This is a genomic window from Catelliglobosispora koreensis DSM 44566 (genome assembly GCF_000379685.1).
Taxonomy (GTDB): Bacteria; Actinomycetota; Actinomycetes; order Mycobacteriales; family Micromonosporaceae; genus Catelliglobosispora; species Catelliglobosispora koreensis.
On the sequence record NZ_KB903293.1, the window covers coordinates 291,664 to 314,905 of the forward strand.

Here is a 23,242-nt window from a genome sequence, read left to right on the forward strand (position 1 = left end):
TCCTTGCTGCAGACACCTACCCAGGAACAACGAATCTAGGCTTTTTTCGGTGCCGCTTTCTTAGGTGCTGCCTTTTTGACGGCCTTTGTCGCAGTCTTTGCCGTTGCTTTTTTAGCTGTGGTCTTCTTGGCGGTAGCCGTCTTCTTAGCTGCCGCTTTCTTGGCCGGAGCGGCTTTCTTAGCGGCCGCCTTCTTCGCTGGAGCCGGGCCTTTGGCACGCTTTTCCGAAAGCATTTCGCTGGCCTGTTCCACCGTCATCGTTTCCGGTGTCTGGCCCCGGCGCAATGACGCGTTGGTTTCGCCATCGGTGACGTATGGACCGAAACGCCCATCCTTGATCACCATCTGCTTGTCGGTCAGCGGGTCAACGCCGAGCTCTCTTAGCGGCGGCGCGGCTTCCCGCCGTCCCCTTACCTTGGGAGCGGCCAGCAACGTGAGAGCTTCGTCGAGCGTGACCGTGAACAGCTTCTCTTCATCTGCTAGCGAACGTGAGTCCTTGCCGCGCTCGATGTAGGGACCGTAGCGGCCGTTCTTGGCGTAGATCGGCTCGCCCTCGTTGTCCTTGCCCACCAGTCGCGGCAGCGTCAGCAGCCGCAACGCGTCAGCCAGCGTCACGTTCTCCGGGGACTGGGTCTTCAGCAGGGACGCGTTGGTCTCGCCGCTAGAGACGTAGGGGCCGTAGCGCCCCGACTTCAGGACGACCGGTTCTCCGGTCTCCGGGTGCTCGCCGAGATTGCGCTCGCCACCGCCACCCAGGAACAGCTCGTTTACCTTCTCCGGGGTCAGCTCGTCGGGCGCGATGCCGTCCGGAATGGACACCCGGTCGCCGTCAGAGGCGGTCTCGGTGTCCGGGTCGACCTCAGACTGTGCCGAACCGCCGCGCTGCAAGTAGGGACCGTAGCGGCCCACGCGCACGACGACGTCGTCGAAAAGCGGGATCGAGTTGATGCTGCGCGCGTCGATCTCGCCGAGGTTCTCGGTGACCAGCTTCTTCAGACCGCCAGCGTGCGCGACTGAGCCTTCTGCAGCGCTCGCCGATCCAAAGTAGAAGGAAGTCAGGAACTCCAGCGCGGTGGCGTCGCCACCGGCGATCTGGTCCAATTCATCTTCCATGGCGGCCGTGAACCCGTAGTCGACCAGCCGCGGGTAGTGCTGCTCCAGCAACCCGATCACGGCGAACGCGACGAAGGTCGGGATCAGCGCTTGGCCGCGCTTTACTACGTACCCTCTGTCTTGAATGGTTTGGATCGTCGGGGTGTAGGTCGAGGGACGGCCCACGCCCAGCTCTTCCAGGGCTTTGATCAAAGACGCTTCCGTGTACCGCGCGGGCGGCTGCGTGGTGTGACCAACGGGCTCGAGGCCTTCTTCGGTCAGGTGCTGGTCCTTGACCAGTGGCGGCAGCTTGCGCTCAGCGTCCTCGGCCTCTTCGTCGGCGTCATCGGACGACTCGACGTAGGCGCGCAGGAACCCGGGGTCGGTGATGGTCTTGCCGCTGGCGGCGAAGTCGCACTGCTCCTGGGTGGCGGTCACGGCCTGGATGCGGACGCTCAGCGACTGGCCCACGGCGTCGTTCATCTGCGACGCGATCGTGCGGCGCCAGATCAGCTCGTAGAGCTTGAACTCCTCAGTGGACAGTTCTTTCGCGACCGTGCCCGGCGTGCGGAACGAGTCACCAGCGGGGCGAATCGCCTCGTGTGCCTCTTGAGCGTTCTTGACCTTGCCGGTGTACTTGCGCGGCTGCGGCGGAACGGCGGCTGGGCCGTAAAGCTCGGCGATCTGGTTGCGGGCCGCCGCGATGGCTGACTCGGAAAGGTTCACCGAGTCCGTACGCATATAGGTGATGTAGCCGTTTTCGTAGAGCCGCTGGGCCACGCGCATCGTCATCTGCGAGGAAAAGCGCAGCTTGCGGGCTGCTTCCTGCTGCAAGGTCGACGTGATGAACGGGGCGTAGGGCCGGCGCCGGTAGGGCTTCTCTTCGACCCGCGTGACGACGAAGTCACGGTCATCGAGCCGGGCGGCGAGCCCACGGGCGGCCATTTCGTCGAGGTGCACGACGTTGCTCTTGGCCGTGCCCGTGGTGGGTTCGAAGTCTTTACCGCTGGCCACGCGATCGCCGTTGAGAGCGATCAGGGTCGCCGCGAACGTCTCGCCCTTGGCCGTGGCCAGGGTCGCGAGGATGTCCCAGTACTCAGCGGACTTGAACGCCATCCGCTGCTTTTCGCGCTCGACGACGATGCGGGTCGCGATCGACTGGACGCGGCCAGCGCTCAGGCCACGCTGCACCTTCTTCCAGAGCACCGCCGACACGTCATAGCCGTAGAGGCGGTCGAGGATCCGGCGAGTCTCCTGGGCGTCGACCAGGTCACGGTCGATGTCGCGGGGGCTGGCCACCGCGGCCTGAATGGCCGACTTGGTGATCTCGTGGAAGACCATCCGCTTGACGGGCACCTTGGGCTTGAGCGTGTCGACCAGGTGCCACGCGATGGCCTCGCCCTCGCGGTCCTCATCCGTTGCGAGCAGCACTTCGTCGGCGTCCTTGACGAGTGCTTTGAGCTTCGTCACATGTTTGGCGCGGTCAGGGTTGACAATATAGACCGGTGCAAATCCGTGGTCGACGTCAACGCCCAGGTAGGCCCAGGGTTCCTTCTTGAACTTCTCGGGCATTTGCTTCGCGCCCGCTGGAAGATCACGGATGTGCCCGAAGCTCGCTTCAACGACGTAACCCGGGCCCAAGTAGCCCGAGATCGTCTTGGCCTTCGCCGGAGACTCGACGATGACCAGACGGTTCTTGGCTGCTGTCGGCAACTCAGACTCCTGTGATCTCTGCTTAATAGAAGGCAAGACGTACACGGTAACGCTCAATCCTTACGGGAAGGCACGATACCCCGAGGTCACCGGCGCAGGTCACTAATCCACTGCGATCGCTTCGATCTCCAGCAGCCATTCCTCGGCGTAGATGCCGGTAATGATGATGGTGAGCGCTGGCGTGTGGTCGCCCAGCACCTCCTGACGGATTCGCCCGTTGGTCTCCCGGTATTGGCGGTCAGACAGGTAGATCGTCACTTTTGCTAGATTCTTGACACTCATGCCCGCCTCGGCGAGCACTGCGAGCACATTGCGCCAGGTGAGCCGGCACTGGGACTCAAAGTCCGGTGGAATCTTGCCGTCCTCGTCCGCCCACGGTACCTGCCCGCTGACGAAGACCGTCCGTGTGGCTCCCGTAACGACGGTGCCGTGGGTGTAGTTGCCCGTGGCCTCGGGCAGGATCGTGGGGTTAAGCGGCTGAATCATGGATGCTCCTCGCTACGTTCATGACGGTGTAGTAGATGCATTCGATGGCACCGGCGTTGGCGAAGGCGTGCACACAATCGCCGGCGTAGTAGAGCGAGTCGCCAGGGTTAAGGACGTGATCAATACCGTCCAGCGTGACCTTGAGCGAGCCCGTCTCCACGGCTATGTACTCCCGTGAGCCGGCCGCATGGGCCGCGAACTCACCCACGACGACCCCACCCGGGATCGTCGTGCGGATGAACTCGAACTCGACACCGGGCAAAGTGGGCGACAGGATCTGGCGCATCCAGCCGGTGGCGTCCGTTATGGACGGTTGATCCTCGCGGCGAAGGCGGATCACCCGATCCGGCTGTTCCTCACCCATCAAGCGCGACACTGTCGTGCCCAGAGCGGTCGCCAGCCGGGCCAGCACGATGACCGTTGGCATCTTCGTGCCGCGCTCGATTTCAGAGATCATGCTGCGGCTCACGCCACTGGCCGCGGCCAGTGCTTCGAGGCTGAAGCTTTTGGCTGCTCTTTGGGCTTTCAGCCGCGTACCCAGCCGATCTAAAAGATCTTCCACCACGGCATCATAGCGGAAAGACGTCCGCTATAGCGGAGAGGCACTTGGCAGGCGGGGAGACTACCCGCCTGCCAACCCCCGGAAATTGCCTACAGGTGGCAATATTCGGCCTTCCCAGCGCTCTTGTCTCGCGCGAGGATTTCCTTTGCACAAAGTCGCAATCGATCCGGGACAGGAGGACCGGCTATGGAGCTGACGCCGCGGGAGAAGGAGATCATCTCCCTGCTCGCCGATGGGCATACCGACGAAGCTGTCGCTGCCCGGATGGGAATCAGCCGGCGCTCCATCGCTTACGCGATCTCTGGATTGATGCAACGGCATGACATCACCAACCGGTTTCAACTTGGGTTGCTGCTAGGCGCTCAGATCGACGAGCTGTCCAATGAGGAGGGAGAAGCACCGTTATGACCGCTGTCCCCTCGCTGGCCCGCTGGGGTGTCTCCCCGCATGCCGACCTCGTCTACCGGGCGCTGACCATCCTTGGCCCCAACCGGGTCGCCGATATCAACCGCAGTCTCGATCTGCCGCGCGAGATCGTCCGTTCCGCGTTGGACGAGCTTTACGCCGTCGGCGGAGCGACTCCCTTTCCTGGAGACGACCGCGAATGGAAGGCCGCGGCTCCCCGCGATTTCCTTGCCGCGCTTAAAGAGCGCCGCGAACGCGAAGCCCGCGCGCTGCAAGCTGTGCGCGACATCCTCGACGGCACAGGCATCCCGATTCGCGAAGAGCAGCTCATCGCGGGATCCCTCGTCGGCATGGTGCGGCCACTCAACGGCAGTCATAAAACGCGGGAGCGTATCGCCGAGCTGATCGCGCAAACCAAGCAGGAGCGGCTTTCCATGAGCCCTCAGGCCGCCTTCGGTCTGGAGTCCCGGCGCGCCGCCGCACCGGTCGCACGCTTTGCCGCCTTGCGGGGTCTAGCGAGTAAGGGCATCTTCGTGCCGACGGTTTATGCCGAGGCACCCGAGCAATACAGCGGCGAACTGCGTCATCGCAAAGACGAGAACCGCCAGCTAGCAGCACTCCCCGTAAAGGTGATGATCTACGATCGACGGACGGCGATAATACCCCTTGACCCGGGCGATTACCATAAGGGCGCTTGGGAAATAAGGAATCCGTCCATTGTCGACACTCTGGTTTCGCTGTTCCTCCAGCGCTGGGAGCGAGCGGAACCCGTGAAGCTGACTCCCACGCCGGGCCCAGCTCTCACCCAGCGGGAGACAGAAATCGTCTCCCTCATGGCCGAAGGTCTCACCGACGACACCATCGCCGCCCGCCTAAACATCAGCGGGCGCTCCATCAGCTACGCCATGGCTGGGCTTATGGAGCGATACCAAGTGCGCAACCGGTTCCAGCTTGGGCTCTTGCTGGGAGCCCAAAGCACTTGGCAGCGACACCAAACGGGGACAACGGGGATAGAAACGGGGACAAGTGAAACTTCCATTGGGGAGGCTGATTAGCCTCTTCGCGCTGCTGCTTTTCGTTGGCTTAGCCGCTGAACCGATCCAGCTGGCACACGTCATGGACCCCTGCACCGACTGCTGGATGTTCTAGCTAAACGACGGCCCGGTCCCGCTGGGGGACCGGGCCGCTTCGCACCCTGAACTACCTCGACCGCACGGGCGAGACCATCAAATTCCGCTTCTGGCCCAGGGAATATCACCTGTCTGGCCGCGTCTCCCCCAACGCTTTCGCGATGTGTGTGGCAACCGGCGACAACGTCCGGCATTCCTGCAGCCGCATCGTCCACACCATCCATGGCCCTAAGCCGAGATTAGTGATGGCCCGGTCCTGTTGGGGGCAAGACCGGGCCATCCTTTCTGGGGGGAGTGTTAGCTCAGGCCGTAAGCCCGGATGATCTCCTGACGGATGGCGTAGCCGGAATCGGTTGTGGCGGAAGCCTTAACCGACAGGAAGCCGCCGGGCGCGCCGGTGAGTTTCAGCTTGCCCTTCCAGTTTCCGTTGGCGCCCTTGAGGAGCGTCACCTTCTGCCACGTGGCACCGTCGTCATAGGACACATCGAGCGTCACGGAAGTGATATTTCCGGTACCAGATCCGCCAGGCTGCGGACCCGCCCAGATGCTGATGTCGTGGGTCTGGCCAGACTTCACGTCGCCGCGCAGATCGGTGGCGAGCGCGTAGTTCAGCTGTAGCAACGTCATCGGCACGAAATTGTCAGCGTCGTTGGACTCGGAGAAGAAGTCCCACTCCGTGTGGGTCCGCGTGGACAGACGCCATTCCGCCGGGCGTTCGCTGTCGACCACGGCACGGAAGGGCAGCTTGCCCGTCGGCACTTCGGCCCACTGCAGATCGGAGTTCCACTGGTTCTCGTCGATCAGCGTGTCGCCCTGATACAGCTTGATGGTGTTGGGAACCGAGCCCCAGCCCATGTTGCCGCCGTGCTCCATGCCGTCGTTGCCAGAGGAGCTGAACGCTTGCACGTTGAGTGTCATGAAGTCGCGGTAGCGTCCGTTCTGCACCGCGAAGGCACGGGTGAACGCGGGCCGGATAGCCGGTGCGAACCAGTTCGTCCGGGTGACCGTTCCCTTGCCGTAGGAGTCGTGGAACACGGTGTCGGTCCACTCGCCCTGTTCGTGTGACTCGTGCCAGACCTGGATCGGGGTCACGTATTCGGTGCGGATGCCCGGGTGTGACTCACGCTCACGGAAGCCGAACGATGGGCTAAACGTCATGTCCCACCGGTACCCGGCTCCTTCGCGGTCGCTGACGGCGTAGAAGTGCGAGTTGATGCGGGCGAGGTCAGCCCGGCTCGGGTGGTAGCTGAGCGCCTTGTTCGGCACCTGTCCCGGGTAGTTGCGGGTCAGGTCGTAAAGGTAAGTGGCGTAAGGAACCTGGGCGGCGGTCAGCTTCAGCTTGCCCGTCTTAGCCATGAACACGAGCAGTGCGCCCGCGTCGCGGTGAACGGTCGCGACCGGGATCGGCGATTCTCCGACCCACTCGTTCAGGATTCCCGCGCCGTCGTTGACGACCAGCAACAGCTTGGCGCCAGCGGCGACCGCGTTGGCGGTCCGGTCAGTGGGCGATACAGCGTCGCTACGGGTGACGACAACGGTCTTACCTTTAGCATCAAGGCCTTTGTAGTCGCTGGCGGCACCGTCTCCGGCGTAGACCGCTGCGAGCAGATCGGTTCCTGTGGTCACCGTGCTGCCGGGCTGCACCGTCACGTCGAAGGGAAGCAGGCCGAAAGCCTTGACGGACAACGTCTTTTCGCCCTTGCGCCAACGTGTCGATGCGGCGAACTCGCCCTTTGTCATCGATTCCGTTGGCGAGAGGTAGAGGTCGTCGTACTTGACCGGCACCTGGTATGCCGCACGAACCCGGCCCAGGTTGCCGTCGTAATCGATCTGGAAGTCAATCTTGCGCTGACGGTCCTCCGTGGACTGTGGTGCGCGTGTGTCAAGCAGACGAGCCTTGCTGGCGTCGAGCACGACCTCGGTGTTCTTGTTGAACACGGTCTCCGGGTCGACAAGTACCGCCATACCAAGCGAATCTGGCCGCTCGCCCGTCACGTCCATGGCGGTCGACAGCGTCAGCAGACCTGGCGGCAGACGGAACGTGCCTTCTCCGTCAACCGGAAGCACGTAGCTCCAGAAGTCACCGGCGATGTCCATGACGACCTGGCCCTTGGCCGGGTTTCCTTGCCGGTCCTTGAGTTTGATGGTCAGGTTGTAGCGTTCGTTTTCTTTGATCAGCGCGACCGAGGTGCGGGTAACCGCCTGACCGGTCGCGGCATCCGTGGCTACGAGATAGCCGGTGAAGCGGCCGTGGTCGGGTCCCGTCGGGTCCCCTGTCACGTTGACAGAAGCGGTGCCGCCGGCCGGAACGGTGACCGTGGAGGCGCCAAGCGTCAACGGTCCGGTGGCGTTCAACGTCAGGTTCAGCGTGACGTCTGCCGTGCCTGAGTTGGTGAACGTGACCGGTTTGCTCACGGGGGCGTCGCCTGGCTCGTGTGGCCAGTCGAAGTTGCCGAGGAACACCGAACCGGTGGCCGTTATCGTGCTGCGGATCGCCGCGGTCACGTCGAGCCGGCCCGTGCCGACCTCATAAGGCGTGTACCACTCCGCGAGTCCCTTGGCACTGCTCATCAACGCGTCCTTGATGCGCTGTCCTGTCCAGTCCGGGTGCTGCTGCATCAGGATCGCGGCGGCACCGGAGACGTGGGGAGTCGCCATCGACGTACCACTGATGGAGTTGTAAAGGCTTGGGGTTGGGGCTTGTGACGACCAGGCGGCGTTGATGTCGACGCCGGGTGCGCTCAGGTCCGGCTTGATCGCACCTGAGCCGAAAACGGGGCCGGTGCTGGAGAAGTAAGCCAGGTTGTCTTGCTTGTCAGTCGCGCCAACGGAAAGCGCGCTCGCGGCGGTCGCGGGCGAGGACAGGGTTTCCGGGCCGCTGTTGCCGGCGGCGATGACGAACAGCGAACCGTACTGGGCTGACAGCGCATCCACTGCCATCGACATCGGGTCGGTGCCGTCCGTCGGCCCGCTTCCCAGGCTCATGCTGATGACGTCGGCACCGGACTTCGCGGCCCATTCCATGCCCGCGAGCACCCAGGAGTCGTCGCCGTAGCCATCGGTGCCCCCAAGCACCTTGCCCACGATCAGATCCGCACCAGGAGCGACACCTTTGTTCTCGCCGTTGGAAGCGGCGCCCGTGCCCACGATGGTGGAGGCGACGTGCGTGCCGTGGCCGTTGATGTCAGCCACTGACTCGGTGGGCACGAAGCTGACCATCTCGTCGATCTGCCCGGCGAGGTCGGGGTGGGCCACGTCGATGCCCGTGTCGAGCACGGCGACCTTGACGCCGGCGCCGTTGAAGCCAGCGGCCCAAGCGTCGGGCGCCCCGATCATCGGGACGCTCTCCTTGAGGTTGACCTTGACCTTGCCGTCGAGCCAGAGCTTGGTGACACCGGCACCCAGGGTCAGACTGCCCGCTGGGGCGACGCTGCTCCAGAACGTGCGCGTTTGCTTCTTGTCAGCCTTCAGTGCCGCGCCCCCGATGCTTGCCAGATCGCGTACCTTCTTGCTGCCCTGCGGCGCGGATGGGGCCAGACCACGGGTCTTCGCCGGGGCGAAGGTGGCGATCAGCGGCACCCCATCAGAACGAGCGTCGTCGTAACCCATCTCGATCAGATCGGTGACGTTGAACAGACGGCGGTCGAGTTTGTCCGCGGCGAGCAAACCCATCGCCTCGTCAGGCAGCACGAGCAGATCGCCGCCAGCTTCCCGGAACTGAACACCGCCAGTGGCGTTGGCCGGGCGCGTGACGTCGACGGTCTGCTTGCCGTCGGCCAGGGTCGTGACGGTAACGCGGTCGCCGGTGATCAAGGTGACGGTGTGGGTCGCCTTGACCGCGCTGGCTGGCTTGACGGGCGAGGGCGCCGCCATCGTCGAAGTCGACGACGCGGCAAGCCCGGCTGCGGCAAGGCTCACCACGGTCACTGCGGATAGCAGTTTCCGGCGCAGGCGTGGGGGCACTGAGGGGGATGGCATGTCAACGGTCTACTCCGCTTGAAAGCCCAGGTGAATACCGTGCTGCTGGCGAAGTTCCGTCATGGCATAAACCCGCCACGACCGGGCATACTCGCCGGGTGGTTCTAGCGACACTTGGGCTAAGCACAGACGAGGAAGCCCTGTACCGGGCGCTGGTGGAATATCCCTCAGCGACCGCGGCAGTACTAAGCGCAACCTTGGAGATGCCGGTCGGCGAGGTCGAGAAACTGCTCGCCTTGCTGACCTCTCAGGGACTCGTCGCCCGCACCGGAAACCAGGGCGAAAGCCGCTTCGTCGCCACCTCTCCGGCCATCGCCCTCGGCCCCCTTGTCCGCCAGCGCCGCGAAGACCTACGCCGGGCCGAACTCGAACTCGCCGCCCTCACCGAACGCTTCTGGGTCACCGCGAGCGACCGCACGGCGGGCGACCTCGTCGAGGTCATCACCGGCATCGAACTCATCGGCAAACGGTTCGCCCACATCCACGCCCATGCCGAGAAAGAAGTCCGTGCCCTGGTAACGGCACAGACCGTCGCGGTTGGACGGCGCGACTACCCAGACGAAGACGAGAGCGTCAAGCGGGGAGTCCACTACCGCGTCGTCGTCGAGCGCGCGATCTTCGAACAAGACGGCGCCAACGAGGACCTGGGCGGTGCCATCGGCTCCGGAGAAGAGGTCAGAATCATTGAGAGGGTACCGATAAAGCTGCTCATCGCCGATCGAAACCTCGCCATGGTCCCCATGGACGCGGACGGCCGGGCACCAGCGGCTCTCTTGGTTCACCGCAGCGGTCTGCTCGACGCGCTGCTGGCGCTCTTTGACAACATCTGGGAACGAGCACGCCCGCTTCGCCTTGAGCCCCAAGGGATCGTGGAGGCTGCCGGTCCCGGCACACCACTTGCCGACCTGGACCGGCACATCCTGTCGCTCTTGCTCGCGGGCCTCACCGACGCCTCGATCGCCTCACAGCTAGGCCTGTCGATGCGGACGGTCCAAAGAAGAGTGCGCGACCTCATGGACCTGGCCGGCGTGCACACCCGGTTGCAACTCGGCTGGCACGCCGCCCGCGCCCACTGGGCCTAGGGGATAGCGACGACCGCGTCAACTTCGATCAGAATGCCGGAACGGAACAGCCCGGCGACTTGGATGAGACTGCTGGCCGGGTTGGGCTTGTCGCCCAGGGCCGGTCTAAGGAACTCGTCGCGCACCTCACGGACGATTTGGGCCTTGCCCGCGTCCATGATGTACCAAGTAAATCGCACGATGTCAGCCCAGCCCGCGCCCAGGGAATGCAGGATCGACTCCATGTTGCGCATCGCTTGCCTGGTCTGAATTTCGAGGTCCCCCGCACCGACGAGGTTGCCGTCGCGATCGAGGGGGACTTGGCCGGAGATGAAGCCTAGGGTGCCGGTGACGGTCACGGCGTGGGAGAGTCCCGAAAACGGTGCTACGTCAGCAGTTTCGGTCAGACGCTCAACGATGGCCATCCGGCCATGCTAACGGAGGCGCGCTCGTGGGGCGCTCGCCAATTAAGTCAGCTAGCCGCTTGACCTTTGATTTGCCGGGAATGCGGATCGCTGGGCCTTTCACGACTTCGCCGTCGAGCCCGAGCGGAGCCAGCGCGGGACGCGCCAGGGCGTGGTTGTTGCCCAGCCCGAGCACGATCTCGTTGCCCTCGACACGCCCGGCCGCCAGGAACCACAGCCGCAGCCGCGAACCGTCCAGAAACGACGGTGGGACCAGCGGAACCAGCGCCGACGTGTACGAAGTGCGCACCTGGAACTGTCCGTCCGAAGTGGACTCCCACGACATCGCGAGCCGGCGTGCCGCGAACTCGGCGGCCAGCCCATGCACGCGCCAGGCGGCATTAACGAGCACGCTGACGCGCGCCGTGCCTCCCATTCGGGTCACCTCGCCCGGCGCGATAAGCAGGCCGGCGAGGTCAGAGATGCGGGGGCGGGCGGAGTCCGCGGAGAAGATAACCAGCTGCCTCAATGGCACTCCGGTGCCTCGGCGAAGGCGGCTTGCAGCTCGGTTGAGTTGAGATCACTGGTGTCGAGCGCACTTGCCGCGTACTCCTGTTGCAAGGTGGCCATCGCGGCCCGGACCTGGTCGTAGAACGTGCTGGCCTCACCGGTTGGCAACGCCTTCACCGAGTCGTGTGCCCGCCCGTAGGCGTCACGCATCTTGGAAAGCGACGAGGTGAACCCTTCGGCGATTTTGTCGCCACCGTCCACTTCGGGCACTCCGGCCTTGGCTAGCCCGCCCCGTGCGCGTTCGCTCGCGTCACGGGCGCCCTGAAGCATCCGGACCAAGTTTTCCTTGGCTTGTTCCGGTGTTGTGGACTCTTGCGTTTGCCGTTGCGCCTGCTCGGTCAGCATGTTGATTTCGGCTCGCCAGGGGTTGAGCACCGAGCAGACTTCGGCGGCCCAGGCACGCGGCGGCGGACCCCCGGCACAGCCGGCTACCAACGCCAGCACCGCCACCGCTACGACAAGGGGCCCTCGCATGATGTGCAGCCTAGACACTTCCTCTGACACCTAGTAGTCCTACCGAACAGAAAGCGGGGCCGCCCACAGATGTGAGCGGCCCCGCGACTTGCGTTAAAAACTAGACCTTCGCCTTCGCGCGTTGCTTAGGCGCGCTTTCATCTTTTCCCGAGTCACCGGCGGTGATGGCGGCCGGCTTGCGCTTGCTGAACACAACCGCGGCGACCACGATCAGCGTGGCGACAACGGTGATGCCGATGCGGGCGCCGGTGTTGCTGCTCGCGCCGTAGGTCATCGTCACGATGGCCGGTGCGATGAGCAGCGAAACCAGGTTCATCACCTTGATGAGCGGGTTGATGGCCGGGCCGGCGGTGTCCTTGAACGGGTCACCAACGGTGTCACCGATAACGGTCGCGGCGTGCGCGGGCGAGCCCTTGCCACCGTGAGCGCCATCTTCAACCATCTTCTTGGCGTTGTCCCACGCACCACCGGAGTTGGCGAGGAAGACGGCCATCAGCGTGCCGGCACCGATGGCGCCAGCCAGGTAGGCCGCGAGCGGACCGACCCCGAGTCCAAAGCCGACAGCGATCGGCGCCAGCACCGCGAGCAGACCCGGCGTGATCAGCTCACGCTGGGCGTCACGGGTGCAGATGTCGACGACCTTGCCGTATTCGGGACGCTGCGAGCCGTCCATGATCCCCGGCAGTTCCTTGAACTGACGGCGAACCTCACGGACCACGGCACCGGCGGAACGCGACACGGCGTTGATCGCGAGTCCCGAGAACAGGAACACGACCGAGACACCGATGAGCAGACCGACGAGGTTGGCCGGGTTGGCGACGTTGAGCAGCGAGTCGATCGTCTTGCCGATGATCGCTGGGTCAAGCGAAGCCGTGTACGACCCGAACAGCGCGGTCGCGGCCAGCACTGCCGTGGCGATCGCGATGCCCTTGGTGATCGCCTTGGTGGTGTTACCGACGGCGTCGAGGTCGGTCAGGATGCGCGCACCCTGCTTGTCGATGTCACCTGACATCTCGGCGATGCCCTGCGCGTTGTCAGAGATCGGGCCGAAGGTGTCCATGGCGACGATGACGCCAACCGTCGTGAGCAGACCACAGCCCGCCAGAGCGATCGCGAACAGCGACACCGTCAGCGCGCCACCGCCGAGCAGGAACGCACCGTAAACGCCGGCTCCGATGAGCAGAGCGGAGTAAACGGCCGACTCCAGGCCGACGCTGATGCCGGCGAGCACGACAGTCGCCGCACCCGTCTCCGACGATTCGCCGATGTCCTTGACCGGCTTGCGGCTGGTCTCGGTGAAGTAGCCGGTCAGCGCCTGGATGGCGGCGGCCAGCACGATGCCGATGACGACGGCGCCAATGGCGATCCAGCGCGGGTTGCCACCGAACTCGGGCTTGCCCAGCTCGGCGAACGTCGCGGGCAGGTATGTGAACGATGCGACCGCGACAGCGATCGCCGCGATAACAGCCGAGGCATAGAACGCCCGGTTGATCGCGGTCATGCCGCTCTTGTCGGTCTTGCGCAGGCGGGTCATGAACACGCCAAGGATCGCGATGATCACACCGATCGAGGAGACGATCAGCGGGAAGACCAGACCGTCCTCGCCGAAGGCAAGCTTGCCGAGGATCAGCGCCGCGACCAGGGTCACCGCGTAGGACTCGAACAGGTCAGCGGCCATACCGGCACAGTCACCGACGTTGTCACCAACGTTGTCGGCGATGGTGGCGGCGTTACGCGGGTCGTCCTCAGGGATGTTCTGCTCGACCTTGCCGACGAGGTCGGCGCCGACGTCAGCGGCCTTGGTGAAGATGCCGCCACCGACACGCATGAACATCGCGAGCAGAGCGGCACCGAAACCGAAGCCCTCAAGCACGGTTGGGGCGTTGCCCTTGTAGATCAGCACCACGATCGCGGCACCGAGGAGTCCAAGACCGACGGTCAGGAAGCCAACCACACCACCGGTGCGGAAAGCGATCGCCATCGCGGTCTCACGACCGCCCTCTTTGGCCCGTGCCGCGGCTGCCACACGCAGGTTGGCACGGGTCGCGATGGCCATACCGGCCCCGCCGATGAAGGCACTGAAAGCCGCACCGACGATGAAGAAGAGCGAACGGCCGATCTTGACTGCCGTGTCACTGCCGCCCGTGTCGTGCACCGGCAACAGGAACAGCAGCACGACCGCCAGGAGCACAAAGATCCCCAGGGTCTTGAACTGCCGAATGAGATATGCCTGCGCACCTTCTTGTACCGCGCCAGCAATCTCTTGCATTTTGGCGGTGCCCTTACCAGCTGCCAGAACCGACTTTACGAAAGCGGCTGCAAAACCCAGTGCCACCAACGCAATCACGGCCGCGACCACAACAAAGGTCACGTTGGAACCAGTAACGGACACCTGGCTGCCAGTATCGGCAGCGAGGATAATCCGGGACATCCTTGTCCTCCACAAGCAAAGGTTTACGTAGTTGAAACGACCCGCGTACTCTAATCCCCCGGCGTGTCCCTGGTCACACCCAGTGCCGGCGGTTTACGCGGTGATCTTTGCCGCTGCCCTTTCGCGCTCCCATGCGATACGCTCAGCGACTTCGTCTTTTCACAGGCCACGCCATGCGGACCTCGGTGCCCTTGGCTAAGGGCGTGACCTTGAGATCCTTGACCAGACCCTGCAGCAGCGACGCACTGACGTCGATAGTTATCTGCTGCTCATCGTCATCGGCCGTGAACAACGGCTCGCTGACGGCATGATCTATCACCTTTACGAGGTACCGGTCGCCGTCACTGAAGGCGACCTCGATCGCGTCGCGGATGCCCTGGCGCTGGTGCCGCGCGACGGCACGGGCACAGGCCTCACCTATCGCGAGACGAACCTCATCGAGCTGATCATCAGCGACCCCCGCCCGCCGGGCGACAGCCACACCGACCAGGCGAACCGTGCGTACGTGAGCCGGTTCCGGGGTGAATTCGAGCCGGACGACCGCCACTCTCAGCTCGCGGTCGCTGCGGTGACGGATGGGTAGAGCGGAAGTATCTGATCGAGCGCGGTAATGCGAAAGATCTTGAGGAGCGACTCTTTGTCGCACACGACGCCAAAGCTCGCCCCACTGGCCTTAGCTTTGCGCCACCCTCCGACCAGGACACCAAGCCCGGTCGAGTCCATAAAGTCCACTTTGCCGAGATCGACTATGACCGCTTTGATGTTGCCATCTAGCAGCTCAGCGATTCTTTCCCGCAGTTTCGGCGCAGTGTAAACGTCAACCTCGCCACCGACTTCCAAGACGGTGTGCGCGGCAACGACTCTGGTAGCCAGCGACAGCTCCACGCCGACATCATAGTGTTGCGGGCGTGGATAAGCTCCCTGACTGGTTGCGGCGGGAACAAATCACACACGTCGAGGTCTTCTCCGCCCGCCCCGGGGTCACTTCAGACTGGCCGTCGTGGGCCCCACCTGCGCTTGTTTCCGCGTTCACGGCAGCTGGCATCGCCGCGCCCTGGGCCCATCAGGTCACCGCGGCCGATCTTGCTTACGCCGGCCGTGATGTCGTCATCGCGACGGGAACCGGCTCGGGCAAGTCCCTGGCCTACCTTCTGCCCGCCCTGACATCGGTGCTCACCAACGCCAAGGCCCGGATCCTCTATTTAGCCCCGACCAAAGCCCTCGCCGCCGACCAGCTGCGGGCCATCTCAACCTTAAACCTCCAGGGGGTACGCAGTGAGCTGTGCACCGGAGACACCTCGCGTGAGGATCGGGACTGGATCCGCCAGCACGCGAACGTCATCCTCACCAACCCTGACCTCCTGCACCACACCATCCTGCCGTCGCATACCCGCTGGGCCTCGCTCCTGCGGAACTTGACGCACGTCATCGTCGACGAAACGCACAGTTACCGCGGCGTGTTCGGGGCACATGTCGCCCACGTCTTACGGCGGCTCCGCCGCCTAACCGGCGACCGTCCCGTCTTCATGCTCGCCTCGGCCACGTCCGGCGATCCGTCCACATCGGCCTCACGCCTCATCGGACGGCCCGTCACCGCCATCACCGACGACGCCTCCACCCGCGGCTCCTCTACCTTCGTCCTCTACGAACCCCCATTCCTCGACGACGCCGGCCTACGCGTCCGCCAGCCACCTTCCGCTACGCCTTCGCCTGCCCTTTCGTCTTGCCTTTCGTCTGGCCGCACTTCGCGCGAACCGCTTACCGGCGGCACCCGTTCTGTTGGCGTTGCTTCGCATGACGCGCTCTCCGGCGACCCGTTTTCCGCCGGTGGTGCTTCGCCAGACGGGCTTTTGGGTTCCGCTGCCATGGCTTCCGCCGGTTCGCACGACGCGTTTCTGGATGACGTGTTTTCGGAGGGGTCTGCTTCGAGCGGCCCAAGGTGGCAGAACGTGGATGGGCAGCCCGTGCGGCGGTCGGCGCTGCGGGAGACCGGGGACATGCTCGCTGACGCGGTCGCGCGCGGCACCCGGACGCTCGCTTTCGTCCCGTCGCGCCGGGGCGCTGAAGTTGTTGCCGCCCAGGCGAAGCGGGCGCTTGACGAGGTCGAGCACGGGCTGGGGCGCCAGGTGGCGGCCTACCGGGCCGGCTATCTGCCCGAGGAGCGGCGTGCCGTCGAGCAAGCGCTCACCAACGGCGACCTGATTGGTCTGGCCACGACTAGCGCGCTGGAGCTAGGCATCGACGTCAACGGGCTCGATGCCGTGCTGCTAACCGGATTTCCCGGCACCCGCTCGGCGATGTGGCAGCGTGCCGGGCGCGCGGGCCGGGCGGGCCGCAGCGGGCTCTGTGTTTTGATCGCACGCGACGACCCGCTGGACACCTATCTTGTGCACCATCCGGCAGCGTTGTTCCACACTCCTGTCGAGGCAACGGTTTTCGACCCCGCCAACCCCTACGTGCTGGCGCCCCACCTGTGCACGGCGGCGATGGAGAAGCCGCTGACTGTCCGCGACTTGGAACTCTTCGGCGCCCCACGGTCACTTGTGGACGATCTTGTCGCTAGTGGGGCTCTCCGCGAGCGCCCCACCGGCTGGTACTGGACGCATCCCCACCGTCCCGACATTGACCTGCGTGGCACGGGCGGACCACAGGTCTCGGTGATCGAAGGCGGCACGGGACGTCTCATCGGCACTTGCGATTCCGGAGCGGCACATCATCACCTGCATCCTGGGGCGGTCTATACACATCAGGGGCGGGTTTACGTAGTACAAAATCTCGATCTTGATGACGGTGTTGCTGTTGTCACGGCTGACAACCCACCATTTTCAACGCACGCGCGCGACAACACGACCCTTGACGTGCTTGAGGTCCGGGCCCGGGTCGACGCCGGCCCCGTTTCAGTTTTCCTCGGCGATGTCGAGGTCACCAACCAGATCGTGTCCTTCCAGCGTCGCCGTCTCGACAGCGGTGAAGTCCTTGGCACGTGGCCACTTGAGCTTCCGCCTCGCGTGCTGCGGACCGTCGCCGTCTGGTTCACCCTCACTGACGAAGTTCTGTCCCATGTGGAGGACGTGCCCGGTTCACTTCACGCCGCCGAGCACGCCGCGATTGGTCTGCTCCCGCTTGTCGCCAGCTGCGACCGCTGGGACATCGGTGGCCTGTCGACCGCATGCCATGCCGACACTGAGCTTCCGACCATCTTCGTCTACGACGGGCATCCCGGTGGTGCGGGCTTTAGCGAGCGCGCCTTCCACATGGCCGCCGACTGGCTCACCGCGACCCGTGACACGGTCAGGTCTTGTGCCTGCGACCACGGATGCCCCAGCTGCGTCCAGTCCCCAAAGTGCGGCAATGGCAACAATCCCCTCGACAAGTCAGGTGCCGTCAACGTCCTGTCCATCATCCTTGGCAATCTTGCGGCCGTGGACATCCCGCGCCAGACCGTGCCCACATCCGTTGCGGCATAGGCGAAAGGGCCGCTCTGCTATCGGGTCAGAACGCGTATCCGCCTCGGGGTGGGGCTGTTCAGGTGTGACTAGCCGCGAACCGGGCCCGCCTTCGCGGTCGCTGTGATTGCTCCGATCCGGACGGTCACCGTGAGGTCCCAGCCGTGCAGCGAGCACGAAGCGACGGAAGCGCCGTTGCGGCCAGCGATGTCATTGGCGCATGCGCACGCATACGTTTCGCCGCTCGTGGCACGGGCAGCCCCGGCTAGCGCTGATAGGTCAGCTGCTGTTTGGGCCTGGGCGGCGGTGACGAGATCGCCTGCCTTGAGGGTCACGGCCAGTCCCGCAAGCATGAGAAATAGCCCGGCTCCAGCGGCGTAGATAGTCGCGGCTCCACGATCGTTCACGGCAGACCCGGCTCTCTTGCCGCGACCGCGGAGCAGCTGATCGGGCCGCGTATCACCGTCACCCGAACGTTTTCCGGCCCTCGGTCTAGCAGCACGCCTTGCGGCACTGGAGCACCGCGGGCCGCCTTAAGCACGGCGTCGTGCGCGGCGGACTGGCACGCTAGCTTTCCGGTCACAGCTGCAATAGCCGCGAGGCCGCTCACGAGCAGGATGATGATGGCTGGCAGAGCGACGGCCAGTTCAACTGTCGCACTTCCCCGGTCGCGGCTCATGAAAGGGCTCGCATGATGAGCGAAGTCAACGCAGCTTGCACCCGATCGCTAGTCAGCACCTTCAGCAGTAGTGCCGCAAACCCAACGGCAGCAAGGGTTCCGATCGCATATTCGGCGGTGTTCATTCCGGCGTCACGCTTGCTCTTCACGGCATCTCCATCCACATCACTTGCGACAGCACGGCTATGACTACGGGCACGAGTCCGGACAGAAGGAACGCGGGCAGGAAACAGAGCCCCAGCGGTAGGACGAGCAAGACAGCCGCTCGCTGCGACGCGGTCTGCCGCTCATGGGCGGCATCGTCACGCAAGTCGTCGGCGCAGCGCGACAGTGCGCCCGCGAGCGCTGCGCCGCTGTGGCTGCTGCGTTTGGCCGCCCGGCTTAGCCGCCGCTCGGCTACCGCCGCTGGCGCCTCACGCATTGTCTGGAACAGACCGGTCCTGCGAACCTTCTGCTCCTGAGCCAGGTGGTCCCACGCTCGTGTCGAGTCGACGCCCCAGCGCAGGGCGTGCGACACCGCCAAAATTCGTTGCCTGGCTGGACCTGGCAATACCTCAGCGGCGCGCAGCAACGCCTGGTCGAGCGTCGCACCTGCCACGAGTGCGGCAGCGATGAGGTCGGCGGCGAAAGCCAGCTCGCGATGAGCCTGGACATTGGCTGGCCGGGCGAGCTTGTTTGCCCACGCCAGCCCAGCAAGCTGGAGCGCGAAAGCCACCGCAGCGCATAGCGTTCCGGCGTCGGTGTGCCACAGCACCTGGAACGGGTCGGCTCCCATAGCGATCCCCGTTACCAAGGCGCCCAGAGGAAGCAGGAACAGGAGCAGCACGGTCAAGCGGATGCCCGCGGCCTGGGCGTGAGCGGAACTGTCCACCCGCGACAGTGCTCTATGTTGCGCTTCAAGGCGTTCCAACAGCGCGGCCAGCCCAGCACCGGTCTCTTCGCTGACCCGGACCGCAGCCGTCACCAGTCGCGCGAGCTCATCGTCGGGCAGCTCGATGTCGCTAACGTTCGCGCCGGCTCGAAGGTCGGCGGCCATCGCTGCAAGCGTCTCTAGCGAATCAGCCCGGCGACCGTCAGCCTCCACCCGCACACGATGCTGCCTCAGCCACAGGAGTCCCGCGACGCCGTAGCCGAGAACCATCGCACCAGCTGTTCCCGACCGCGTCAGTAGCCCGATCACCACCGACGCGATCGCAATCGCCACAACACTTATGGCCATGGCGATTCACCGCTTTCCGACGCCACGGACCCCGGGCAAGCGTGCTCACCCCGGCTGTCGTCGCAGGGCGAGACTGCCGGCCACGATGCTCTGGCACGCCCCGTGAGCGGCCGGCCGGCCCGGCAGCACGAGATGGCGGGCCGCGATGCGTTGGCGCCGTTCATGGGCGGATCCATGACGGGACGGTGATGCCGCGGTCGGTGAGGAGGCGCACGAAAGCCGTGGCGGCGGGTCCGAGGCCCGCTTGATGGTGCCAGATTGGCCAGGTAGTAACGATTCCGCCGGGGCCGGAGCGACGCAGCATGGCGACTTCTTCAAGGCGGCGGCCGGCCTGCGTGCGGCGAAGTTGCACGACCAGCTGAAAGGCGGCGGCGATCTGCGAACGCAGCGCGGCCATCGGGATGCCACCGAGCAAACCCAGTGTTTCCAGCCGAACCGGCACGTCGGCGGTGGTGTTGGCGTGAATCGTGCTCGCTCCGCCGTCGTGACCCGTGTTAAGCGCACCAAGCAATTCCACTGTCTCAGCGCCGCGACACTCGCCAACGATCAGGCGATCGGGCCGCATGCGTAACGCCTGGCGAACCAGGCTGGCGAGTCGCACTTCTCCGGCGCCTTCCACATTGGACGCTCGGGTTTGCAAGCTGACCACGTGCGGATGGTCGGGGCGCAGCTCCGCGGCATCTTCGACGATGACGATCCGTTCACGAGGCGAGACGAGGCCCAGCAACGAGTTGAGCAACGTCGTCTTTCCTGAACCGGTGCCGCCGGAGATCAGCACGGACAGCCGGGCGGCCGTGACACAGGCCAGCAGCTCGGCGACGTGCGGCGGCACGAGTTCGGTCAGCGGGCGCGATCGCAGCCGGAAGGTGCGCACCGATAGGTAGGGCCCGCTCACCGCGACGGGCGGCAGCACCGCGTGCAGACGTGAACCATCCGCCAACTGTGTGTCCACGTATGGCGTTGAATCGTCGAGGCGGCGTCCGCCTGCCGTCGCCAAGCGCTGGGCCAGCCGCCGTGTTTCCTCCGCTGAGGAGAACGTGACCGGCGCCCTGACCGGACCCGCACCACGGTCAACCCAGACTTGAACCCCGTTGACGAGAACATCTGTTACTTCTGGATCTTCCAGCAGCGCGGTCAAAGGACCCGCTCCTAACAGGACAGTCATGCCAATACCTCAGCGATCAGTTGCTGGCACATCGACGCCAACGGCCCACGAGGATTGGCACCAGGTGGTTCCCCGCGTTCCAAAGCGACAGCGAGCCGGGGTTCGGCGCGCATGCGCCCGGTGATGCGAAGCTGCAAATCCTCCGCGATCTGCCCGTCGGGGACCCGCCCTGCTGCCGTCGCCCGCACCACGACGGACAGCTGCTCACAGTGCGCCAGGACGGCACTGGCTACCCGAGCGGCAGCAGCCACTGCCCGCACTTGCGTTGGCACCACGATCAGTGCGCGGTCCGCCTGGCGCAAAGCCTGTTCGGCAGCGGCGTCTAAGCGGCGCGGCAAGTCGACGACGACGAGATCGCGAGCGGACTGTCCCGCCTCAAGCACGGCTTTCAGCACCTCTTCGGGCAGCAGGATGCCCTCGTGCCCGGATGGAACCGCTGACGGCGCCCGGTCGCACGCCAGCACGACGAGGTCACCGCGACTGGGCAGCGCGGACAGGAAAGCCTCCGGATCGAACCGGCCACCGGCTTCGGCTAGATCCGGCCAACGCAGCCCGTGTTCGCGTTCCCAGCCAAAGAGCAGATCGGCACCGCCACCAAGCGGATCGGCGTCCACTAGAAGCGCCCGAAGTCCACTGCGAGCCGCGGTGACGCTCAGAGCCGCCGCTAGGACGCTCGCGCCCGCCCCACCGCAGCCACCGATGATGGCGACGACTTTGCCATTGCGGTTATCCGCATAGGACGTCGCGAGCCGCTCGGCGAGCCACTGCCCACCCGTTGGCAACGAAACAACGTGCTCGGCGCCGATGCCTGCCGCGACTTGCATGAGATCCGGGTCGTGCTCGCCACCCTGCACCACCAGGACGGAATGTCTTGGTGGAAAAGGAAAACCCGCACCCTCGGGCAGGACATCAACGCCGAGCAGCACCAGCGGAGCGACGCCAAACCGCCGCCTGGCCGCTGGTAAATCCGGCGCCACCTCCACCTCAACGCCAACCCGGACCGCCAACCGGAGGAGTTCGTCGAGCAGGTCCGGATTTGAGGTGATGAGCAATGGCCGTAAAGGCTGAGAGCTAGGTGAGCGCCGCATAACGCGGAACTCTGCCGCCAACACCCTGCGCCCAAACACTGTCCACTTTGTTCAGTCTGTGGAAAATCAGTGCCCTGTGGATAACTGACGGCCCAGAAAGCGCGACGGCTCCGTCACATCCGACGAGGCCATCCAAAGACTCGGCTGCGTAGTGGCACTGTGGATGTGAGCCGAACCGCCCAGCAAATAGCGCGACGGCCCCGTCACATCCGACGGGGCCGTCCAAAGGCTCGGCTCCGGGGGGATGTGAGCCGAACCGCCCACGAGCGGATGCGGGGGGAGGCTATCCGCTGGGGCTGTCGTGCGACAGCATGCCTGATTCGTGGCCGTGCCGTCGAGGGGGGACCCCGAACGACACGCGTGACACGCCGGAATTTATCCGGCAAACCACGCTCCGTGGCTATTGAGTCAGTGATCAGTAACGGGTCAAAAGGCTGACGGGGGTATCCAGGATCACCCTCAGTAGAGCTAGACTCCGGCGCGTGGGGCGCAGTGCTGCGTTTTTCGACCTGGATAAGACCGTAATCGCCACGTCTAGTGCACTGGCGTTCGGCCGGCCGTTCTATCGCGACGGGCTGATCACCAAGCGTGACGTGGTGAAGACCGCCTATGCCCAATTCGTGTTCAAGCGAGCTGGGGCAGATGAGCAGACCATGGTCCGCACCAGGGACTATATGGCTGCCCTGTGCAAGGGCTGGAAGGTCGATCAGGTCAAGCAGATCGTCGGCGAGACGCTGCATGATCTGATTGATCCGTACATCTACGCCGAGGCCGCAACGCTGATCGAGGAACATCAGGCAGCGGGCCGCGACATCATTCTTGTGTCCGCGAGCGGCGAGGAGATGGTGCAGCCCATCGGTGCGCAGCTCGGTGTGAACGATGTCATCGCCACCCGCATGAAAGCCGAAGACGGCCGCTACACCGGCGAGATCGAGTTTTACGCGGCTGGCCCGGCCAAGGTCGAGGCGGTCCGCAAAATGGCGGCAGAGCGCGGTTACGACCTCGAGGACTGCTACGCCTATTCCGACTCCGTCTCCGACGTGCCGCTTCTGGCAGCGGTCGGTCACCCGAGCGCGGTGAACCCAGACAAGAGCCTGCGGCGTGAAGCCACCGACCGCGGCTGGCAGATCCTCGAGTTCCGGCACCCGATTCCGCTGGCCCGTCGCCTGCGCAATCGTCCGGCCGTTCCGGTCGCGGCCGCCGCGCTGAGTCTCGGCGTCGGTGTCGCGATCGGCATCGCCTGGTATGGCCGCCGTCGCCGGGCCCGTTCCCAGTCCGCGACCGCATAACGCCGATGTGAGGGAACCGTGTCCTGGTCTCAGCCAGGACACGCTGGGCAT

General features: G+C 64.8%; 21 protein-coding genes. 5 read left to right on the forward strand and 16 right to left on the reverse strand.

What is annotated here, in order from left to right; translation table 11 throughout:
- Positions 1 to 35: 35 nt before the first annotated feature.
- The 3 genes from topA to A3E1_RS0137735 all read right to left on the reverse strand — a co-directional run bounded on the left by topA (position 36) and on the right by A3E1_RS0137735 (position 3,852).
- On the reverse strand, positions 36 to 2,804 hold the full coding sequence (gene topA, locus A3E1_RS0137725) for a type I DNA topoisomerase (protein ID WP_026209234.1): 2,769 nt from the start codon (positions 2,802 to 2,804) through the stop codon (positions 36 to 38).
- 102 nt (positions 2,805 to 2,906) lie between these two features.
- Positions 2,907 to 3,290: a RidA family protein gene (locus A3E1_RS0137730; protein WP_020526022.1), complete on the reverse strand. Its 384-nt coding sequence runs from the start codon at positions 3,288 to 3,290 to the stop codon at positions 2,907 to 2,909.
- A complete protein-coding gene (locus A3E1_RS0137735) occupies positions 3,274 to 3,852 on the reverse strand; it encodes a helix-turn-helix domain-containing protein (RefSeq protein WP_211216061.1) in 579 nt (192 codons plus the stop codon). The genes A3E1_RS0137730 and A3E1_RS0137735 overlap by 17 nt, the downstream gene beginning before the upstream one ends.
- Before the next feature lie 186 nt (positions 3,853 to 4,038).
- Here A3E1_RS0137735 and A3E1_RS0137740 point away from each other — a divergent pair, with 186 nt between their 5' ends.
- Positions 4,039 to 4,260, forward strand: coding sequence for a helix-turn-helix domain-containing protein (locus A3E1_RS0137740; RefSeq protein ID WP_020526024.1), 222 nt, complete (start codon positions 4,039 to 4,041; stop codon positions 4,258 to 4,260).
- Positions 4,257 to 5,312 carry a helix-turn-helix transcriptional regulator gene (locus A3E1_RS0137745; protein ID WP_020526025.1) on the forward strand — a complete coding sequence of 352 codons (1,056 nt, stop codon included), beginning with the start codon at positions 4,257 to 4,259 and terminating at the stop codon, positions 5,310 to 5,312. Before A3E1_RS0137740 ends, A3E1_RS0137745 begins: the two co-directional genes overlap by 4 nt.
- Before the next feature lie 372 nt (positions 5,313 to 5,684).
- Here the strand turns inward: A3E1_RS0137745 and A3E1_RS0137750 are convergent, their stop codons facing one another.
- Entirely contained in the window at positions 5,685 to 9,365 is a 3,681-nt protein-coding gene (locus tag A3E1_RS0137750) for a S8 family peptidase (RefSeq protein ID WP_040393054.1), read from the reverse strand.
- A 98-nt stretch (positions 9,366 to 9,463) separates the two neighbouring features.
- Here A3E1_RS0137750 and A3E1_RS0137755 point away from each other — a divergent pair, with 98 nt between their 5' ends.
- Positions 9,464 to 10,447, forward strand: coding sequence for a helix-turn-helix transcriptional regulator (locus A3E1_RS0137755; RefSeq protein WP_020526027.1), 984 nt, complete (start codon positions 9,464 to 9,466; stop codon positions 10,445 to 10,447).
- Here the strand turns inward: A3E1_RS0137755 and A3E1_RS0137760 are convergent.
- From A3E1_RS0137760 to A3E1_RS0137785, 6 genes are all read right to left on the reverse strand, one after another.
- Positions 10,444 to 10,851: a RidA family protein gene (locus tag A3E1_RS0137760; protein ID WP_020526028.1), complete on the reverse strand. Its 408-nt coding sequence runs from the start codon at positions 10,849 to 10,851 to the stop codon at positions 10,444 to 10,446. The two genes, A3E1_RS0137755 and A3E1_RS0137760, sit on opposite strands and share 4 nt — an antisense overlap.
- A complete protein-coding gene (locus A3E1_RS44175) occupies positions 10,838 to 11,365 on the reverse strand; it encodes a hypothetical protein (protein WP_020526029.1) in 528 nt (175 codons plus the stop codon). Before A3E1_RS44175 ends, A3E1_RS0137760 begins: the two co-directional genes overlap by 14 nt.
- A complete protein-coding gene (locus A3E1_RS0137770) occupies positions 11,356 to 11,874 on the reverse strand; it encodes a hypothetical protein (protein WP_026209236.1) in 519 nt (172 codons plus the stop codon). Before A3E1_RS0137770 ends, A3E1_RS44175 begins: the two co-directional genes overlap by 10 nt.
- A gap of 100 nt (positions 11,875 to 11,974) precedes the next feature.
- On the reverse strand, positions 11,975 to 14,305 hold the full coding sequence (locus A3E1_RS0137775) for a sodium-translocating pyrophosphatase (protein WP_020526031.1): 2,331 nt from the start codon (positions 14,303 to 14,305) through the stop codon (positions 11,975 to 11,977).
- Positions 14,306 to 14,447: 142 nt separating this feature from the next.
- The gene (locus A3E1_RS0137780; protein ID WP_020526032.1) at positions 14,448 to 14,852 is read right to left on the reverse strand and encodes an ATP-binding protein; all 405 of its coding nucleotides are present in this window, start codon (positions 14,850 to 14,852) and stop codon (positions 14,448 to 14,450) included.
- A 2-nt stretch (positions 14,853 to 14,854) separates the two neighbouring features.
- Positions 14,855 to 15,190 carry an STAS domain-containing protein gene (locus A3E1_RS0137785; RefSeq protein ID WP_020526033.1) on the reverse strand — a complete coding sequence of 112 codons (336 nt, stop codon included), beginning with the start codon at positions 15,188 to 15,190 and terminating at the stop codon, positions 14,855 to 14,857.
- A 23-nt stretch (positions 15,191 to 15,213) separates the two neighbouring features.
- Between A3E1_RS0137785 and A3E1_RS44180 the strand changes: the two genes are divergently transcribed.
- On the forward strand, positions 15,214 to 17,772 hold the full coding sequence (locus tag A3E1_RS44180) for a DEAD/DEAH box helicase (RefSeq protein ID WP_020526034.1): 2,559 nt from the start codon (positions 15,214 to 15,216) through the stop codon (positions 17,770 to 17,772).
- Between the two features lie 68 nt (positions 17,773 to 17,840).
- Here A3E1_RS44180 and A3E1_RS0137795 read toward each other — a convergent pair whose 3' ends face one another.
- From A3E1_RS0137795 to ssd, 6 genes are all read right to left on the reverse strand, one after another.
- A complete protein-coding gene (locus A3E1_RS0137795) occupies positions 17,841 to 18,158 on the reverse strand; it encodes an Rv3654c family TadE-like protein (RefSeq protein ID WP_020526035.1) in 318 nt (105 codons plus the stop codon).
- Positions 18,155 to 18,430: a TadE/TadG family type IV pilus assembly protein gene (locus tag A3E1_RS0137800; RefSeq protein ID WP_020526036.1), complete on the reverse strand. Its 276-nt coding sequence runs from the start codon at positions 18,428 to 18,430 to the stop codon at positions 18,155 to 18,157. Before A3E1_RS0137800 ends, A3E1_RS0137795 begins: the two co-directional genes overlap by 4 nt.
- Complete coding sequence (locus A3E1_RS46770) at positions 18,427 to 18,555, reverse strand: DUF4244 domain-containing protein (protein ID WP_085952287.1); 129 nt, start codon at positions 18,553 to 18,555, stop codon at positions 18,427 to 18,429. Before A3E1_RS46770 ends, A3E1_RS0137800 begins: the two co-directional genes overlap by 4 nt.
- 20 nt (positions 18,556 to 18,575) lie before the next feature.
- Complete coding sequence (locus A3E1_RS45530) at positions 18,576 to 19,649, reverse strand: type II secretion system F family protein (RefSeq protein WP_020526038.1); 1,074 nt, start codon at positions 19,647 to 19,649, stop codon at positions 18,576 to 18,578.
- A gap of 160 nt (positions 19,650 to 19,809) precedes the next feature.
- Positions 19,810 to 20,814 (reverse strand): TadA family conjugal transfer-associated ATPase, encoded by a 1,005-nt coding sequence (locus tag A3E1_RS0137815; RefSeq protein WP_020526039.1) that lies wholly within the window; start codon positions 20,812 to 20,814, stop codon positions 19,810 to 19,812.
- Entirely contained in the window at positions 20,811 to 21,860 is a 1,050-nt protein-coding gene (ssd, locus tag A3E1_RS0137820) for a septum site-determining protein Ssd (RefSeq protein ID WP_026209238.1), read from the reverse strand. The genes A3E1_RS0137815 and ssd overlap by 4 nt, the downstream gene beginning before the upstream one ends.
- Before the next feature lie 524 nt (positions 21,861 to 22,384).
- On the opposite strand from ssd, the gene A3E1_RS0137825 reads away from it, so the two are divergent.
- Positions 22,385 to 23,191, forward strand: coding sequence for an HAD family hydrolase (locus A3E1_RS0137825; protein WP_020526041.1), 807 nt, complete (start codon positions 22,385 to 22,387; stop codon positions 23,189 to 23,191).
- The last annotated feature ends 51 nt before the right edge of the window (positions 23,192 to 23,242 follow it).